This window comes from Asaia prunellae JCM 25354 (genome assembly GCF_000613885.1).
In the GTDB taxonomy this organism is placed as follows: Bacteria; Pseudomonadota; Alphaproteobacteria; order Acetobacterales; family Acetobacteraceae; genus Asaia; species Asaia prunellae.
This window is the reverse complement of sequence record NZ_BAJV01000001.1, coordinates 277558-296678: the sequence shown is the minus strand read 5'-3', so window position 1 is coordinate 296678 and position 19121 is coordinate 277558. Positions and strand designations below refer to the sequence as shown.

General features: G+C 54.9%; 11 protein-coding genes and 4 pseudogenes. 9 read left to right on the top strand and 6 right to left on the bottom strand.

The annotated features are described in order from the left end of the window. Position 1 precedes the first annotated feature (1 nt). The 3 genes and pseudogenes from treZ to glgA form a co-directional block, all read right to left on the bottom strand. Positions 2-1753: a malto-oligosyltrehalose trehalohydrolase gene (gene treZ / locus JCM25354_RS01260; RefSeq protein WP_025884666.1), complete on the bottom strand. Its 1752-nt coding sequence runs from the start codon at positions 1751-1753 to the stop codon at positions 2-4. A gap of 24 nt (positions 1754-1777) precedes the next feature. Further along, positions 1778-4008: pseudogene (gene glgB, locus JCM25354_RS15770) on the bottom strand (1,4-alpha-glucan branching protein GlgB). Between the two features lie 35 nt (positions 4009-4043). Beyond that, complete coding sequence (gene glgA / locus JCM25354_RS01250) at positions 4044-5687, bottom strand: glycogen synthase GlgA (protein WP_025884665.1); 1644 nt, start codon at positions 5685-5687, stop codon at positions 4044-4046. A gap of 202 nt (positions 5688-5889) precedes the next feature. On the opposite strand from glgA, the gene glgX reads away from it, so the two are divergent. Then, positions 5890-8022 (top strand): glycogen debranching protein GlgX, encoded by a 2133-nt coding sequence (glgX, locus tag JCM25354_RS01245; RefSeq protein ID WP_025884664.1) that lies wholly within the window; start codon positions 5890-5892, stop codon positions 8020-8022. A gap of 40 nt (positions 8023-8062) precedes the next feature. Here glgX and JCM25354_RS01240 read toward each other — a convergent pair whose 3' ends face one another. After that, positions 8063-8512: an Lrp/AsnC family transcriptional regulator gene (locus JCM25354_RS01240; RefSeq protein WP_025884663.1), complete on the bottom strand. Its 450-nt coding sequence runs from the start codon at positions 8510-8512 to the stop codon at positions 8063-8065. A 117-nt stretch (positions 8513-8629) separates the two neighbouring features. Between JCM25354_RS01240 and JCM25354_RS01235 the strand changes: the two genes are divergently transcribed. Continuing rightward, complete coding sequence (locus JCM25354_RS01235; RefSeq protein ID WP_025884662.1) at positions 8630-10087, top strand: aminotransferase class V-fold PLP-dependent enzyme; 1458 nt, start codon at positions 8630-8632, stop codon at positions 10085-10087. Positions 10088-10094: 7 nt separating this feature from the next. Here the strand turns inward: JCM25354_RS01235 and crcB are convergent, their stop codons facing one another. Next, positions 10095-10529: a fluoride efflux transporter CrcB gene (gene crcB, locus JCM25354_RS01230; protein WP_025884661.1), complete on the bottom strand. Its 435-nt coding sequence runs from the start codon at positions 10527-10529 to the stop codon at positions 10095-10097. Between the two features lie 44 nt (positions 10530-10573). Then, positions 10574-12280, bottom strand: coding sequence for a glycoside hydrolase family 32 protein (locus JCM25354_RS01225; protein WP_025884660.1), 1707 nt, complete (start codon positions 12278-12280; stop codon positions 10574-10576). 490 nt (positions 12281-12770) lie between these two features. Here JCM25354_RS01225 and JCM25354_RS15765 point away from each other — a divergent pair. The 7 genes and pseudogenes from JCM25354_RS15765 to JCM25354_RS21885 all read left to right on the top strand — a co-directional run bounded on the left by JCM25354_RS15765 (position 12771) and on the right by JCM25354_RS21885 (position 19029). Next, a pseudogene (locus tag JCM25354_RS15765) lies at positions 12771-14995 on the top strand (TonB-dependent receptor domain-containing protein). Positions 14996-15197: 202 nt separating this feature from the next. After that, positions 15198-16233, top strand: a pseudogene (locus tag JCM25354_RS21905) (NAD(P)-dependent alcohol dehydrogenase). A gap of 27 nt (positions 16234-16260) precedes the next feature. Further along, on the top strand, positions 16261-17229 hold the full coding sequence (locus JCM25354_RS01210) for an AraC family transcriptional regulator (protein ID WP_035446546.1): 969 nt from the start codon (positions 16261-16263) through the stop codon (positions 17227-17229). A gap of 5 nt (positions 17230-17234) precedes the next feature. Next, a pseudogene (locus JCM25354_RS15745) lies at positions 17235-18004 on the top strand (SDR family NAD(P)-dependent oxidoreductase). A gap of 110 nt (positions 18005-18114) precedes the next feature. Then, the gene (locus JCM25354_RS21895; RefSeq protein ID WP_243443819.1) at positions 18115-18513 is read left to right on the top strand and encodes a substrate-binding domain-containing protein; all 399 of its coding nucleotides are present in this window, start codon (positions 18115-18117) and stop codon (positions 18511-18513) included. Next, positions 18464-18739, top strand: coding sequence for a substrate-binding domain-containing protein (locus JCM25354_RS21890; protein WP_243443818.1), 276 nt, complete (start codon positions 18464-18466; stop codon positions 18737-18739). Before JCM25354_RS21895 ends, JCM25354_RS21890 begins: the two co-directional genes overlap by 50 nt. Then, complete coding sequence (locus JCM25354_RS21885; RefSeq protein WP_243443817.1) at positions 18736-19029, top strand: substrate-binding domain-containing protein; 294 nt, start codon at positions 18736-18738, stop codon at positions 19027-19029. Before JCM25354_RS21890 ends, JCM25354_RS21885 begins: the two co-directional genes overlap by 4 nt. Positions 19030-19121 lie beyond the last annotated feature (92 nt).

Below are 19121 nucleotides of genomic sequence, written 5' to 3'. Positions count from 1 at the left end.
GTTACTCCAGACCGGCGACAAGACTGCCAGGGGGAAGTTCTTCTACTGCCCGCCTGCTGGCAGAGCTATAGAGAAGCCTGCCTGGTTCGCTGATTCTGCATGTTTCGTGATTGGAGAGATTGAGGGCGATTGAAAGAACCGATCCGTTATCGAGTTTCCATCGCGCCAATATGGATCTGTCTCCGATTACCGTCGCATTCAGGCTGTGGGCCTGTGTCAGATAAGGTGCGATCCAGTGCTTGCGTAATGCCAGCAGGCTCCGTGTACGCTCGAGCCAGATACGGCCTTCTGGTGTATCGCGCTCTTTGCGATCTGGTCTGGACCTGTCGAAGGTTGACAGCGCATTCGGATCCGGGATCGTCTTGCGTTTCTCGGGATCCTGAAAGGCTGAGAACTTGGCGAACTCCTTGCGACGGCCTTCGCGAACAGCATTAGCCAGCTCGTCGTGAAAATCACAGAAGAACAGGAAAGGTGAGCGACAGCCCCATTCCTCTCCCATGAAAAGCATGGGTATCATTGGGCTGAGCAGGAGTAATGCGTAAGCCGCGTGTAGTGGCTCGGGGCTGGCGAGCGAGATCAGCCTTTCCCCCAGCGCACGGTTTCCGGTCTGGTCGTGGTTCTGGAGGAAAAGGATAAATTTGTCTGTTGCAAGATCGCCGCTGGGCATCCCGCGTTTTTTGCCCGAATAAGGATTAACCTCGCCCTGATAGGCAAAGCCTTCATGGAGGACGCGGGCGAGGATGCTTGTCGGATTATCGGCAAACATCTCATAATAGCCCTCTGTTTCACCAGTCAGCATGACATGCAGCACATTATGGCCATCATCATTCCACTGGGCAGTGAAACCGTCGCGCAGGAGGCCGGAATCATTGTTCTCGTTCTCGAGGATCAGATGGACATGGCGTCCTGGTTCGATCTGTCGGGCGACACGCTCTCTTAGTTTCCCGAACCAGGCGTGATCGGTGATGGCAGAAGCTGCATCGATACGGACGCCGTCAAAGCGGAATTCCATGAGCCAGTAAAGTACGTTGTCAATGAAGAAATTGGCAACCTGAGGTTTTGCGAACGCTATTCCGACGCCCCAGCTCGAATTGTTCTCGTTATCGAAAAACGCTTCTGCATATTCATGCAGAAAGTTACCGTCCGGGCCAAAATGGTTATAAACCACGTCAAGGATGACCATCAGCTTCTGATGTGCCGTATCGACAAGCCGCTTCAGGCTATCCGGTTCACCATAGGCACAGCTTGGCGCATAAGGCAGTACGCCGTCATAGCCCCAGTTGCGCGTACCCCCAAAGCTGTTGACCGGCATGATTTCTATGGCAGTAATTCCCAGCGCCTTGAGTTCATCGAGGCGTTGGGACACTCCATCAAAACCACCGAGCAGTCCGGCATGTAATTCATAGATTACGGCCTCGTTCCAGGGGCGACCCTGCCAGTCAGGGGTCTGCCAGAGATAGGCTTTCGGGTCGGTTACAGCGCTTGGGCCATGTACGCCTTCTGGCTGGCTGCGGCTGGCAGGATCGGGAACAGCGAGATCATCGCGTACGAGATAGCGATAGCGCGTTCCCGGAGGGCAGTTGACTGCGAGGGTGAAGATGCCGTCGGTGTCACGGTGCATGGGTCGCGACACATCATTTTCGATCTGGATCGAAACCGTTTCACACGAAGGTGCCCAAAGCGTGAAACGGGTTGTTCCATCGCTTTGCAGGGTCGCACCGAACTGGGGCTGGTATAGATATCTCTGCTGCATCGGTGCCTCCTTGATAAGGAAAACTCAGCTGCCTTTGGGTGTAAGATACAGAACAGCGAGAGGAGGAAGCGTCAGGGCAAGAGAATGTTCCATGCCATGAGAAGATTCTTCCCGTGTCTGAATGAATCCCTCATTTGTAATACCCGATCCTCCATATCTCTTCTCATCAGTATTCACGCGCTCTACCCAAGCCCCGCCTGTCGGCACCCCGATACGATATCCGTGCTGCACTGCAGGTGTCATGTTGCATACGACAAGGACAGGAGAGGCGCCGGGCGCCTGTCGCAGCCATGCGAAGACGGTGTTTGTTGTGTCATCGGCGATTACCCACCGAAAACCGTCATGAGCATAATCATGAGCCGAGAGTGCTGGTTCCTGACGATATATTCTGTTGAGACTCTGTAACGTATCATGAACGCCTCGACCCAGATCGTCATGAAGCCTGTGCCAGGCCAGCTCGCGGTCATTGTGCCACTCCTCCCACTGGGCCAATTCACCGCCCATGAAAAGCAGCTTTTTGCCGGGATAGGCCCACATCAGGGCATAATAGGCACGGAGGTTGGCATGACGCTGCCAGTCATCGCCCGGCATGCGCGACAGAAGTGATCCCTTGCCATGTACAACTTCGTCATGAGAGAGCGGCAGGACGAAATGCTCGGTATAGGCATAGACCATGCCAAAAGTGATGTCCGAGCCGTGATGGCAGCGCCAGAGCGGATCGTGCTGCATATAGCGCAGGGTGTCATGCATCCAGCCCATGTTCCATTTGAAGCGGAACCCGAGACCTCCCACTTCAGCCGGGGCAGTAACACCTGGCCAAGCTGTTGATTCTTCCGCAATCAGTGCGGCATCACGGCAATAATCACGGATGATGCCTGAAAGCTCCCGCATGAAGCCGACAGCTTCGAGATTCTCGCGCCCACCATAGATATTGGGGCACCATTCACCATCCTTTCGGCTGTAATCCCTGTAAAGCATAGAGGCAACAGCATCCACGCGCAGCCCGTCCAGGTGGAAATTACGTAGCCAGTATAGCGCGCTGCCTGTCAGAAAATTACGGACTTCAGTGCGTCCGAAATTATAGATCAGTGTATGCCAGTCCTGATGATAACCTTCTCTTGGATCAGAGTGTTCGTAGAGATGCGTACCATCAAACAGGGCCAGCCCATGGGCGTCTGCCGGGAAATGGGCCGGAACCCAGTCCATGATTACGCCAATCCCGGCCTGATGGCATCGATCGATGAAATGAGCAAACTCAGCGGGTGTTCCATGACGGGAAGTCGGGGCGTACATGCTTAGGGGCTGATAACCCCAGGAACCGGAGAACGGATATTCGGTAATCGGCATCAGTTCGATATGGGTAAAGCTAGATCAGTGACATAAGGGATCAGTTGATCACCCAGATCATTCCAGCTGATATAGCCTGTCGGGGAATTGCGGCGCTGCCATGACGGAACATGCAGTTCATAGATCGATACTGGTGCATTAAGCGCCTGTCGTTCTGCCCGTTTTGCCATCCATTCCTGATCTTGCCACTGATGCTCCAGAGGGGGGGCTACGATCGAAGCAGTCGCCGGAGGCAGTTCGGCATAACGGGCGTAAGGATCCGCTTTGGCTGGGAGAATGACACCGCCCTGGGCCATTATTTCGAATTTGTATCGCTCTCCTGATCCTATGCCAGGGACGAATAATTCCCAGATACCAGCGCTGTGACGCAGCCGCATCGGGTGGCGCCGACCATCCCAGATATTGAAATCGCCAATAACCGAGACGCGATGGGCATTGGGAGCCCAGACAGTAAATCGCACACCGGTAACACCATCAATCTCGCAGATATGGGCTCCCATGATTTTGTCGATATCGCGATGATTGCCTTCAGCAAACAGGTAAAGGTCGAGATCGCCAATCAGGGTGCCGAAGCTATAGGGGTCATGCGTCTCCTGCCAGCCATCGGCCCAGAGAATGCGCAGACTGTAACGCGGGGACTGGGCACTGATAGACGCAGTATAAATACCCCTGTCATCAATCCTGTCCATTTTCTTTTCGAGCGGCGGCTTGTTCCTGCGTTCGGTAATGAGACGAACCTCGACCGCATCAGGATAGAAAACGCGTACGATATTGCTGCGCCCCTCGCGATGGCGCCCGAGATAGGCAAAAGGATCGTGAATACGTCCTTCTACAATTTCATCGATCAATATTATTTCTTGGGGTTTGAGTGAAGAGGTGGGCAGTTGAGGCAGGTCAGTATCGGTCATGGAATGGAGTGTCTCGCCTCGAAAAGAAAATTATATCAGGATGCCGCGCCAAACCGGGGTGACTCTGTTCGCCCCAGGCCCGGGTTACGGGGCCTGCTCTGGGGCATTCTTGCTGTACGGGTGAAAGCAGAACTGGGGGAGAACGGCATGCCCATATCGCTCAGTCTCGGGGCAATGTCATTTTCGCCAAAGGCCCTCACCGGAGCTCTTCCTGCCATTTCCATCAACAACCGTGCGTAATGTGCAGCTTTGCCGTGCCAGGAGACATCATGCAGTGAGCCGTTGCGCTGAAGGCGGGCCCAGACGGATTTCTGCCTGAAGAGTTTCTTGCCGTGCATGATGGCGCGATAAAGGGCATCAGGCTCTGTCGGTGAGAACAGAATGCCATTGGCTACGCCTTCCTCTATCGCAGCGGCATTCGCATCGACAATTGTATCAGTCAGACCCCCGACGCGGGCGGCTATGGGAACAGAGCCATAGCGCAAGGCATGAAGCTGGGTCAGACCACAAGGCTCGAAACGGGACGGAACCAGTGAGGCGTCAACAGCAGAATGCAGGCGATGGCCCAAGATTTCGTCGTAACGCAGATGGCAGACAAGGTTACGCGGATAAGCCAGCTGCAGGGTGCGGAATGATTGCATGATTTCCTGATCACCCACCCCGACCACAGCAAGCTGTATATTGGCCTGAAAGAGCCTCGGTGCGATTTCAGCCAGAATGTCTACACCTTTCTGGCGCGTCAGGCGGCTGACAATACCCAGCAACATGGCATTCGAGTCCTGAGGAAGCCCGAACTCGGCCTGGAAGACCCGCTTGTTTGCCCGTCGTCCTGCAATATCGCCAATAGCATAAGGGAAGATGACAGCCGGATCCGTCAGCGAGTTCCACTCATGCAGATCGATGCCATTCAGAATGCCGCTGAGATCAGCCGAGCGTGACCTGAGAAGTCCTTCCAGTCCCATACCATTCTGTTCGGTCTGGATCTCTTCAGCATAGGTTGGTGAAACGGTGATCAGACGCCCAGCGATCTGGAGCCCGGCCTTGAGATAGCCGACCTTGCCATAAAATTCGACACCGTCGAATGTAAAAGCATGGCCCGGCAATCCGATCCGTGACAGAACTTCACGCGGAAACAGGCCCTGAAAAGCCATATTATGGATGACATGGGCTACCGGAGGAGCGGGGAGCTGGTCATAACGCAGGTAGGCAGCAACCAGGCCGGCCTGCCAGTCATGGGTCATCACCACATCCGGACGCCAGCTCGGCAGACACCCCTGGGCGATGCAAGCCGCAACGCGCGACAATACGGCAAATCGCATGTGATTGTCAGGCCAGTCTCGGCCGTCCGGCCCGAGATAGGGGCCTCCCTCCCGGTCATAAAGTTCCGGAACGTCAACGACATAGAGATGGCGGCCATGGGCCGTTCCTTCCCAGAGGGTAGTCCGGTAGCCAAGCATGTCGTGAAACACGAAGACTTCTGTTCTGTGCGTCAGGGCGTTCATGACTGCCGGATACCCGGGCAAAATCGTCACGGTTCGTACACCATGATGACGCAGGGCAGTCGGAAGTGAGGCTGCAACGTCGCCCAGTCCGCCCGTCTTCACGAGCGGGAACATCTCTGATGTGACAGAGAGAAGCTGCAGATCTGTCGGAAGCGCAACGATCTGATCAGTAGCCATGGCGGGCCTCGTTTTTTTGGTAAGCCTAAGAATTAGCGGCATTTTAATGCTGGCAATACTTATGAAACGTCTGAAAGCTGAAATCGTCAAGACCTCGCGTTTATGTTATCGCCTCTTTTCCCGGCTTGGACGTTAGGCGTCTCGTTATCCCGGATCGGCTTGCGAAAACGCCGGGATACTGGGTCAGGATGGAAAGAAACCAATGAGTGATTCTTTTGAAAAACGCCTGAAAGAAGGAAGCCCTGCCGAGCGTGGTGCCGTCTATGATGGGAAGGGCGTTAACTTTGCCGTTTTCTCGGCCAATGCCACCGCTGTCGATATCTGCCTGTTTGACCAGAATGGCGAGAAAGAGACAGACCGGATCAGACTGCCGGAATATACAGACCAGGTTTTCCACGGCTGGGTGCCGGATCTGCGCCCCGGTCAGCTTTATGGCTACCGCGTTCACGGTCCTTACGAACCGGATGCAGGCCATCGCTTCAATCCGAACAAGTTGCTGCTTGATCCTTACGCTCGCGAATATTTCGGCGAGATTACCTGGGATCCCGCCCTTTTCGGCTATCAGCTGGGCCACGCCGACAAGGATCTCAGCTTCGATGATCGTGACAGCGCAGCATTCATACCCAAATGCGTCATTACCGATCCTGCGGCGCAGAACCTTCGACCGTTGAAAACGAGATGGACTGATACGGTCATCTATGAGACCCACGTCAGGGGATATACGCTCAACCATCCCCGTGTGCCACGACGCCTGAGGGGAACCTATGCCGGTCTGGGTAACCGCCATGTCATTGAGCATCTGAAATCGCTCGGCATTACCACAATTGAGCTTTTGCCTATCCAGAGCTTTGTGGCTGACGAATATCTCGTCGACAAGGGACTGACCAATTACTGGGGTTACAATACCATCGGTTATTTCTCGCCCGATGCCCGTTATGCGGCCGATCAGGATGATGCGCTCTCAGAGGTACGTCGTATGATTGCGGCCTATCACGAGGCCGGGATTGAAGTGATCATGGACGTTGTCTACAATCACACGGCAGAAGGCAATGAGCTGGGCCCGACTCTCTCTTTCAAGGGGCTCGACAATGCTTCCTACTACCGTCTCATGCCAGACAACAAAAGATTTTATATAAATGATACCGGAACGGGTAACACGTTCAATCTGACAAAATCTGCTTCCATACAACTTGTCACTGACAGTCTCCGTTACTGGGCAAACGAGATCGGAGTTGATGGATTCAGGTTTGATCTTGGAACAATTCTTGCGCGTGAGCTTGATGGTTTCGATAGTGATTCCGGCTTCCTGAGAATTTGCCGGCAGGATCCGACCCTGACCCATCTCAAGATGATTGCCGAACCCTGGGACGTAGGCCCGGGGGGCTATCAGGTCGGGCATTTCCCACCTGGCTGGGCTGAATGGAATGACAAGTACCGTGATACGGTGCGTGATTACTGGCGAGGCGAGGCCAAGGCCGATGTCCTTGCCCCGCGTCTGCTGGGCAGCCCGGACATGTTCAATCATTCCGGGCGACAGGCCTGGGCGAGTGTGAATTTCATCACGGCACATGATGGCTTTACGCTGCTTGACTGTGTTTCCTACAATGAGAAACACAACGAGGCGAATGGCGAGGACGGGAAAGACGGTACTTCGGATAATCGTTCCTGCAATTACGGTGTCGAAGGACCGACAGATGATGAGGCCATCAATGAAGTGCGGTGGCGTCAGTGTCGCAACATGCTGGCAACCCTGATCTTTTCTCAGGGAACGCCGATGATCCTGGCAGGAGATGAATTCGGTCGAACCCAGGGAGGTAACAACAACGCCTATTGTCAGAACAACGACATATCCTGGGTCAACTGGAGTATCAGTGAAGAAGGAGCCAGTCTTTCCAAATTCACCCGGCGTCTTCTGGCTCTGCGTCGACGCTTCCCGATTCTTCGTCGCTCGCGCTTCCTGACGGAAGCCTATAATCCCGAGCTGGATGTCAAGGAACTGAGCTGGGTAAGTGCTTCGGGCGGGGTCATGCAACAGGATGAATGGTCGCAGGCCCAGTGCTTCGGTCTTATGCTTGACGGGCGGGCGCAACAGAGCGGCATCAAGCGTCGCGGCGCTGATGCAACATTACTGCTTATCCTGAACAGCTGGCATGATGTCGTGCAGTTTACACTGCCCGAAGCCGAAGGGGAGGAATGGAAGCTTCTGCTTGATACCAATCGTCCTGATGACGGGGACACCCTCGAAGAAGAGCGTTTCGCGCAAAAGCAGGTCTATACGGTCACCGGAAGATCAGTTCTGCTGTTCGAGCTTATTACCAAGCCGGAAGAAAAATAGGGTAAACGGGGCGGCGGCAGAATGCCGCCGCTTTTTCATATCAGACGGGCATGTCCCGGCTATCAGCAATGGCTTCCATGGAGAGATAGGAGGTCACTGTGTCGAGTTCGACCTTACTGATCAGGATCTGGTAAATGCCGTCAAAGGCATTCATGTCCTTTGCCACGATCTTGAGCATATAGTCGTAATCGCCGGCCAGCCGGTGGAAATCGACAATATGAGGGATAGACAGTACGGCTTCCCTAAAGTGGCTGAGCCATTCGCGGGAATGATAGCGCGTACGGACCATGACAAACACTGTCACGCCCAGCCCGATGGCTTCTTGGGAGAGACGCAAGGTCTCACCCTTGATAACGCCGTTTGCCCGGAGTGTGTGGAGACGGCGCCAGCATGCGTTTTGCGAAAGCCCGACTTTGTCAGCAAGTTCACGCTGGGACAGTGACGCGTCCCTCTGAAGGGTACGCAGGATGGATTTGTCAATTTGATCCATAAAAATCCTGAAAACAGATCATGTGATAGAAAAATAACACGAAATACGAGGAGAAAAGGAGAGTTTTTATGCTTCGGCCGCTCTAATCTTGCCGGATCACCAGTTGGAGACTGCCCGATGTTCGATCCCGAGACCTGTCTTGCCGATTTTGCCCGGTCCCTCGATACGGAAAAGGGGTTTGATGCCCTGAGGCAAGGCGTGATTGGTGAGGGGATAGCGGTACCGGGCCCATTTGGTGATCATCCCTTGTTATATGCCGATTATGTGGCCTCGGGACGGGCATTGCATCAGATCGAGAGCTTCATGCTGACCCAGGTGCTGCCCTATTACGCCAACAGCCATACTCAGGCTTCGTATTGTGGTCGTATGATGACCCGTCTCCGCGCCTCGGCACGCAGGCATATTGGGCGTCTTTGCAAGGCACCGGAGAGTTTTAGTGTGGTTTTCACCGGTTCGGGAGCCACAGCCGGAATCAATCGTCTTGTCAACCTGATGGGTGTCACCAACGCAGTAGCCGAAAAGAAGAAACCGCTGGTCCTGATCGGGCCGTATGAACATCACTCCAATATATTGCCCTGGCGGGAGAGTGGCGCCGAAATTGTCGAGATCGAGGAGGGGCCGCAAGGTGGGCCTGACCTTGTAATGCTGGAGCGTATTCTGGCAGGGACAGACCCGGCTCGTCTGGTTGTCGGGGCGTTTTCTGCTGCTTCAAATGTCACTGGTATTCTGACAGATGTGGATGCCGTAACGCGTCTCCTCAACGCATATGGTGCGCGTTCAGTCTGGGATTTTGCGGGTGGGGGTCCCTATCTTGCCATCGATATGGCTGCGGGAACGGATGCTCAGAAAGACGCAGTTGTTATCTCGCCCCACAAGTTCATTGGCGGACCCGGAGCTTCAGGTGTCATGATCGTTCGTGACGAAGCTGTGGCCCTTACCCGCCCCAGCCTGCCCGGTGGAGGTACGGTGCGCTTTGTATCACCCTGGGGGCATGATTATTCCGGTTGCGTGAGCGATCGGGAAGAAGCGGGTACTCCGAATGTCGTCGGTGATATCCGGGCGGCTATGGCCTTTCTCGTCAAGGAGGCTATCGGGCAGGAGTTCATGAATTCACGCCATGCCGAATTGCGTGAGCGTGCTCTCGATGCCTGGCGCAAGGTACCGGAAATCGAACTGATCGGTATTTCGAAAAACAGTCCTGCTCTGCCGATTTTCTCCATGCGTATACGGGATCGTCAGCGCGGCGGCTATGTTCATCAGCAGCTTTTCACCAGATTGCTGTCGGATTGCTATGGTATTCAGGCGCGTGGTGGCTGCGCCTGTGCCGGTCCTTACGCCCATCGTCTCCTGTCCATTGATGCTTCTGCTTCCGCCCTTTTGCGTCAGGCTATCCTTTCCGGACAGGAAATCGAGAAACCGGGCTGGACACGCCTCAATTTCAGTGTGCTGATGAGCGACGAAAAAGTGGATCGTGTGATTGACGCTGTCGCAACTCTCGCCCGCCAGCCCTATCCGATGGCGGATTTTTACCGCTGTGATGAGCAGACAGCCCGTTTCGAGGCACTATCCGCCTGAGGGGTATTCAGGCGTCTTCCTCGGTTTCATTCTGTGCGATCTGGAAGGCGCCTGCATTGAGTCTGGAAGCAGCCTGATGACCCAACGATACGGCGCCCAGGCAAAGCAGGGCTGAAAGGGCGATATTGAGTGCGGCCCGCCCCCAGGCGTCAGCGCGTAACAGGTCGAGCGTCTGCAGACTGAAGGATGAGAAGGTCGTATAGCCGCCACAGATTCCGACCATCACGAAAAGACGCATGTTTTCCGAGGCCGGAAAGCGTCCATGGGCGAGAGTGAGCGTGCCGAAGAAGCCGATAACAAAAGATCCGACCGTATTGACGGCCAGGATCGTCCCCCAGGGCATGGTACGGCTATAGGGGGCGGTCGCGAGTGTCATCAGATAACGCGCAAGGGTGCCTAGGGCGCCCCCGAGCATGACGACAAGACAGGTGACAAAAGACATTTGTGGCAGAAACTCCAGTCGGTGACAGTGTTGGTGGGGTCTTGTTACAGGGCCGTCTCGCGCGGCATGACTTTCCTGAGGCGGTAAAGCATCAATCGATCGAGCGTTGCGCCGGCACCGGTTGCTTCAAGTTTGAGGAAGGTGAGGGGATTGGCAGGAAAGAGGAGTGCTGTACCGACCGAGAGACCGGCATTGGCAAATACCTCGAGTGTGCAGGCATCGAGTATGAGTCGTACGTCAAAATGGCGGTCATCGGGGTTGAGCGCTGTTGAGAACTGGCCGGTGAAGAAAGGCTGCTTGAAACCATTGAGATCGGCGCGGTCTATCCAGAGTTGCCCGCTGAAGGCATCAAAGCCGATCGTGAGTGTCTCTCCCTGATCATTGCCGAACACGATAACGAAACGCCCTGTGCGCCCCTTGTCCCCCAGAGGAAGATCAGGTGCCATCTGGTCGACTGTCACACTCAGAATGAGCTCTATTGCGGCGCCGGGAGGCAGGGGTACCGAATTGCTGGAACCAGCAGTGAGCTTGGGACAGGCAAAAGGCACAGCCTCCTCACGCAGGGCCTCAATTCCCCTGGGAGCCTGCGCAAGTCTCAACCATCCCGCCGCGTCGTGGCGGAGGGTCATGACCCGAGGCAGGGTCATGCAGCCACGCCAGCTCTGGGTTGGCAGTTCCTGACAGTATTGCCAGTTGCCGAGCCAGGCAATTGAAACGGCTTCGTCGCCCGGCATGTTCTCATAGCATTGCAGCGCGTAGGCATCTTTGGCGAAATCGGTCAGACCAATCACCGTATCATCGGGGGTGAAGCGGCTGCCATCGAAATGGCCGACGAAATACTGGGTGATACTGCCTCCTGTCGGGCCACCCGGATTGACCGAGATGAACAACACCCAGCGCGATCCTCCTCCTTCAACCGGGATTTCAATCAGATTGGGACATTCATAATCGACACCGAACAGACCTGAAGGGCCAAAATCGCTCAGATGCGTCCAACGTTTCAGATCGATCGAGGCGTAGAATGCAATCTGATGCAGCCGCGCTTTTGCCACGACCATGACCCACTGAACTGTTGGTTTATGAAAGATCACTTTGGGATCGCGGAAGGAGTTGCTGCCGATATCCAGCACCGGGTTTTGTGCAATATCCTTGAAACTTCTGCCTTCATCATTGCTGATAGCAAGAAACTGCGTCTGTTTTTGCGGCGTTGCGCGGGTATAGAGGGCAACCAGCCCACCCTGATCCGAAGAAAACAGGCCGGAGCTGTTGCGTGCGTCCAGTACAGCACAACCCGTATAGGCTTCTCCCTGTGGTGTCTCGTTCAGTGCGACAGGCTGGTCTTCCCAGGTCAGGAGATCCGGGCTTGTGGCATGACCCCAGTGAACATGGCCGGCATAAGGCGCAAACGGATCGTACTGATAATAGAGATGAAAGATCCTGCCATCATGAATCAGTCCGTTCGGATCATTCATGAAGCCCCGCTCCGGGGAGTAATGCACTGTCGGACGATAGAAAGCATCGGCCTGGGTCCTGATAACAGGATGAGAGGTCGCGCCTGGCTGATCCGCCGGTGAGGGATGCGACGTATTCGGTTCTCCCTTGCGCTCGTCTGCCGGAGCGAGAGGGGCTGTCTGTGGGCCCGGTTCGGAGGCACGGGCAATGGACAATCCGACGACGCCACTGCCTGTTGCGACGAGGGAGGCCAGTGCCGTGCGTCGACTCAACCTGGGGGACACGTGACGCTTCACCATGCGGGTCTTCCTCATCTCTGTTCAGGAGAGAAGTAGCATAAGCCTGGGGTAAGCTTGCTGCCAAATCCGCGAGGACTGAAAACCTGCCAAGGTCCGGGCTATGACATGTTCCATGAATCTCGTTGCATTCATACTTTGTAATACATAACGTAATCAGAACGATGCGGAGTCGTTTCCGTATTGATGGGAAACAATTTGCGGAGGCCGGTTCAGAATGAGTCAGCATGGCAAGGGGCGACCTATCCTTGACGTCAAACGGGCATTGTTTTGTGTTTCAGCTTTGTACGGTTTGGCGACACTCGTAATTCCCCAGTCAGCGCTGGGCAAAAGCACCGGAAATGTGCCGCATCATACAAGGGCCTCGCTAAACCATCCCGCGAGGCTCGGGGACAGAAAGGCCAGGCCTGGTCGTGTGGTCCCTGCCGGTGGTCGCGTCATTCCGTCTCACGCTAAGAACCGACGGGATATCGAGGCCCGGTCCAGTGAGTCGATGGTTATTTCTGCCCATCGTATTGCGTCTCATGGTGCGACCGAAATGGTTACACGTCAGACCATGGATCATTTTACGGCGGGCACCAGTCCCATGCAGATTCTGGCACTCACGACACCGGGGGCCAATTTCGCCTCAGATGACGCGTTTGGCCTCGATACGGTTGCCAATACGCTTTATATTCGTGGTTTCAATCAGTCGCAGCTTGGCGTCTCAATGGATGGGATACCCATGGGGACGCAGGGTTTTCATAACTGGAACGGCCTCGGTGTCGACCAGATGGCGATCCAGGAAAATATTGCCGGTATGACGCTTACGCAGGGGGCTGGAGCGGTTGAAATGCCCTCGGCCCAGACGCTGGGGGGCGCTATTACCTTCACGACAGACGATCCTCTGGACAAGGCGGGCGGGCGGGTCAGCCAGACATTTGGCAGTTTTGATCTGTTTCGTACTTTTGCCCGCGCAGACAGCGGTATTCTCAACCAGACCGGCACGAAATTCTATGCCTCCTATGCGCGTACGGCGCAGGATCTCTGGAAAGGTTACGGTGACCAGCAGGAACACCAGGCGAATTTCAAGCTTGTGCAGCCGGTTGGCGAGCATGGGAAAATCACGGCCATTTTCGATTATTCGAATTTTGACCAGTATAATTTCATGAGTCTCACCAAGAACATGTGGCGCCTTCTGGGACGCAATACGACTTATCTCAAGCCGGATTACGACAAAGCCAAGCAGTATGCCTATTACGCCCAGAATGGAGGTATTCCGCCCGGACTGCCGGCCGGGATTACCAATGATGAAGTTGGTGATTTTGCTTATGATGGTACGCAGGAGCAGCGCAATTATCTTTCGGCTGTGCGTGCTGATTTTGACTTTGCCTCGAATGTCACCTCCCATATCCTGGCGTATGGTCATATTTCCAATGGCGTTTATCAGGGAACCAATCCCTTTCTGGTCTCACCTTCATCCGGCGTGCTGATGGCCGATCAGGCAGGGCATCCAGATGTCCGACGGCTTGGCATGACGCAGAGTTTCGATATCAAGCTGCGGAATCACACCATCCAGACCGGGCTCTGGTATGAAAATGACCGGTTCAATTATCCGATGCGGCTCTATGAGGATGGTCAGGATGCTGCTCATAATTCCAAGAGTGATTATTATGCCTCTCAGGCGACTACCTGGTACGCGGATGCCTTCAATACCAATACCTTTCAGTTCTATATCCAGGATGTCTGGCATCTTGCCAGGGGAATGACACTGACTGGCGGTTTCAAATCGCTTACCCAGACCACGCATGGGGGAACAAGTTTCGATCAGACAGCAGCGCTCGCTGATAGCTGGGGGACGTATTACAGCCATCCGGCTTCAGGCAGCCTTACAGCATCGAATGCATTCCTGCCCCATTTCAACTGGGACTGGCATTTCGGTAGTCACCACGAACTCTACTGGGATATTGCCGAAAACATGCGTGCCTATGATTTTGGTCAGCAATCCAGTTCGGGCAATCCATGGGGTGGCCTTGGTTCTTCTTCCAATCCCGCACAATCGGTGTTCGATGCCAGCAAGAATACATTACGTCCTGAGCGTACCTGGAACTATGTGATCGGCTATCGTTTCAACTCAGAATTCTTCTCTGGTAGTGCCGATTTTTACCATACCGACTACATCAACCGGCTTGCGGCTATTACCAGCGGACCGACAAATAACATCTATGCGGCGTTTCTGAACGTCGGGCATGAGACGATGAATGGTGCTGATGTTCTTGGCACGATCCGACCCGTCAAAGGCCTCGAAATCACAAACAGCTTCAGCTGGAACAATGCGACCTATGAGGATTCGGCGTTGCCCTATAATGCACGACGATCAGTATAAAAGGAAAGCATCAGGTCTATTATCCAAAATTCATGTACAAGGCGAATGTAACCTATACATGGCGTCGCGCTAGTTTTAACTTCAACACAACATATACAAGCCGTCGTGCCATGACCTATACAAACGATCAATACATACCGGCTTATTGGACATCCAATATCAATGCCAGTTATGATTTCGGAAAGATTCTGTTTGCGCGTGGTATGAAGCTCTCCATCGGGGTCACCAATCTTTTCAACGGTGACTATATCGGCGGTGTCTATGGTGCAGCCTCTGTCTCGGGAGATGACAACGCCAATCTCTTTGTTGCGGCGCCAAGAGAGTTTTTCGGCACAATTGCTGCACAATTCTGAAATGGGTCTGATGTGGGGGACGGGAAAAATCGCTTTTCCCGATCCCTTGCAAATTCTGCTCACGGAGTGGTGTTAGTTTACCGCAAGAAATCACCGGTTTTTGTTAAGTTCGTATCTATTATGTGGGATTGTCCTGTTATATTCAGCGATCAGGGCCAGGGGGTTGGTAGCCTCCCGGCATGCCTGAGAGGAAAATGACAAGATGGCACAAGCCCTGGTTCTTGAAGAGCGCGGCATTCTGTCGCTGAGAGACATTGCGCTCGACGAGGCGCTTGGTCCCGAGGATGTACGTATTGCCATCCACACGGTCGGGATCTGCGGCAGCGATGTGCATTATTACACCCATGGGGCAATTGGCCCGTTTGTTGTGCGTGAACCCATGGTTCTTGGGCATGAGGCGTCGGGTACGATTACCGAGATCGGCTCGGCAGTCACAGGCCTTAGGGTTGGCGACCGTGTCTGCATGGAGCCGGGTATTCCCGATGCACAATCGCGCGCAGCCTGTCTCGGCCAGTACAATATAGACCCTGCGGTGCGCTTCTGGGCAACGCCGCCAATCCATGGTTGTCTGACCCCCTCTGTGTTCATCCGGCTGCCTATACTTTCAGGCTGCCTGATCAGGTAAGTTTCGCTGAAGGCGCCATGGTGGAACCGCTGGCAGTAGGGGTGCACGCCTGTGTGAAGGCGCGCTTGCAGCCGGGTGATGTCTGCCTGGTTACCGGAGCAGGTCCGATTGGCATCATGACGGCACTTGCGGCGCTGGCGTCAGGAGCCAGTCAGGTTTTCATCAGTGATTATTCGGCACCCAAACTTGCAATCGCCAACGCTTACAGAAACATCGTCCCGATCAATCTGGCCAATGAAAAACCTTCCGAAATCGTGTCTGCCATTGTGGCGCGGGCTGGGGCGTGGATGTGACATTCGAGGCAAGCGGGTTTGAAAGTGCCTATCAGGATGCGCTGGACTGCACCCGCCCGGGCGGACGTCTGGTGCTTGTGGGTATGCCCCCCCGGAAAGTCGCATTCGATATTGTTGCGGCTCAGGCAAAAGAACTGACTGTCGAGACGATCTTTCGTTACGCTCATGTCTATGACCGGGCTATTGCACTGATCGCCTCGGGCAGTATCGACCTCAACCCCCTCATCTCAGCGAGTTTTCCATTCCGGGACAGCATTATGGCGTTTGAAAGGGCCGCTGAAGGCCGGCCTGAAGACGTCAAACTGCAGATAACGCTCTGACCTGACTGTCTCGATAGGAATTATCCCATGTCATTCCTGAATGGCATTTCCATGGGGCAGGGCTCGCGACGCGCGCGCAGTCCTGCTGTACTGGAGGTGATACCCGAGCAGAAAACAGGCAGTTTCCGGTGGCATCAGCACGATTATCCTGCTGCAATCGCCTGCTGGAACTATCACCCCGAATATGAGCTGCATCTCATCACGCAAGGGGCTGGCCGGGCCATGATCGGTGATTACATAGGTCCGTTCGAAGCTGGTCAGCTTGTTCTTGTGGGGCCGGATTTGCCTCATGCCTGGTTCAGTCCCCTTTCAGAAGGGGAGGTAATCCACGGTCGTGATGTCGTTCTTCAGTTCAGCCAGAGCTGGATCGACGGTATGATGGCCCTGTGCCCCGAGCTTGCCGGGCTGGCCCACATGCTGGCAGATTCCATACATGGTCTCGAATTTACCGGTATTCAGGCTAATCTCAACGGACAGGCCCTGAAAGCACTGGGTGTTCAGAGCAATGCCCAGAAACTTGGGTCGTGTCTCTCTCTGCTGGTGTCGCTTTCACAATCACCCTGGAGATGTCTGGCCAGCTGTCGTGATGGCACCTTGCCGGTCGGTGTCTCCGCTCCGGGAGCGGCGCGTATCAATCGCCTGGTACGCCAGCTTCTGACCGCTGATCCTGCCACGATCCGGCATGAGACGATTGCGGCCTCGATCGGCATGACAGCCTCCGGCTTTTCGCGTCAGTTCAGGACTGTGACAGGCGAGACGTTCATGGGTTTCATGCAGAAGCTGCGTATTGGTCATGCCTGTCATCTGCTGACCACTACGCCTATGGCGATCACTGATATCTGCCGGGAGGCAGGCTTCAGCAATCTGTCCAATTTCAATCGTGTGTTTCTGGGGCTGCGAGGCTGTACCCCGCGCCAGTTCCGTCAGCAATCACAGCAGATTGCCTCACCCAATCCCGTTCCACGCAAGGATGCGTCGCTTTCAGGAGGCCTGTAGCCGTTATGACCAATCTTTCGAACCGATTTTCGCTTGCTGGCAAGGTCGCCGTCGTCACAGGCGCGTCCCGTGGGCTTGGTGTCACCATTTGTGAGACCCTGAGCGCGGCAGGAGCTGATATTGTCGCCGTTGCGCGCGACGAGGCCTTGCTGGATGAGACACGCTCGCTCGTTGCGGCTCAGGGGCGTAACTGCCTTGCTGTTGCTGCCGATCTGCTCGACGCTGCGGCAGCAGAGGATGTGGTCGCACGTATCAGGTCTGAGCTCGGTGAGGCAACGATCCTGGTGAATAATGCGGGTATGAGCATACCCAAATCGCTGACCGAACAGAGCGTCGAGGAATGGGATTCCATTCTCAACCTCAATCTGCGTGCCCCCTGGCTTATGGCACGGGCGCTGGTGCCGGGTATGATCGCATCGGGCGGTGGCAAGATCATCAATATCAGCTCGATGGCCAGTACTGTCGCCCTGACCGAACATGGCCCCTATGTTGCTTCCAAGGCCGGGCTAAACGGGCTGACGAAAGTCATGACTGCTGAATGGGCGCCCCATAATATTCAAGCCAATGCGGTCTGTCCTACTGTGGTGTGGACGCCCATGGGCGAGCGTGTCTGGGGCGTAGGTGACAAGCTTCAGCGTTTTCTCGAGAAATTCCCGCAGGTCGTGTCGCTACTCCTCAGGAAGTGGCCGATCTGGTGCTTTACCTCGCCACCCCTGCCTCGGGGATGATCAACGGGCAGGAGATCTTCGTTGATGGCGGTTATACCGCAATCTGATCCAGACCTGATCGCGCATTTTCCGCGAGCCTTCCTTGATAAGTCATGCCCTGTCAGCAGGGCAGGAAAACTGCACCGGGCAGCAAAGCCCATTTCGATACGAGTTCAAAATGAACAAGATGCTCAAGACGCTTCTCGCAACGACTTTCATCGCCGGTTCCGCCTGTGCTGCAGTCAACGCACAGGCCGCCGAACCTCTCAAGATTGGCGTGTCGTTTCAGGAAATGAACAATCCTTATTTCGTGACGATGAAAGACGCGCTTCAGGATGCAGCCAAGTCCATCGGTGCAACACTTGTCATCAGTGACGCCCATCATGACGTGTCCAAACAGGTCAGTGATATCGAGGATATGGTTCAGCAGGGTGTACAGGTCGTACTGATCAATCCGACGGACTCCGTTGGTGTTGCGTCCATTGTGAAAACAGTACACGACAAGAACATTCCGATTGTGTCAGTCGATGCCCAGGCCAACGCCGATAGATGCATTTGTCGGTTCCAAGAACTATGATGCCGGTTTCAAGGCCTGTACCTATCTGGGGCAGACCATCGGCAAGGGAGATGTCGGCATCATTGACGGTATTCCCGTGGTGCCGATCCTGGAGCGTGTCAAGGGATGCAAGGCAGCCCTCGTCAAGTTCCCGGGTATCTCGATTGTAAGCACACAAAATGGCAAGCAGGAGCGTGATCAGGCCCTGACAGTCGCGAGAACATGCTGCAGGCCAATCCCGATATGAAAGGGATCTTCAGCGTCAATGACAACGGATCGCTGGGAGTGCTTTCAGCCATTGAGGCGAGCGGACACGATGTGAAGCTTGTCAGTGTGGATGGAGCTCCCGAGGCGATCAAGGCTATCGCCAAGCCGGGTTCACACTTCATTGGTACAGCAGCGCAATTCCCGCGTCAGCAGGTTCGTCTGGCTCTGGCCATGGCTCTGGCGAAATACTGGGGTGCAGTGCCGCCTGCCACCGTGCCGGTTGATGTGCAGCTGGTCGATGCCAAGGGGGCGCAGAGCTTCAGCTGGTAAGATTTCATCAGGCCCAGCATCATGAAGAGGCAGCGTGGCATCATGACAGAAACTGATTCTCCTTTTGCCCCGCCGCTTCTGAAGCTGCAGGG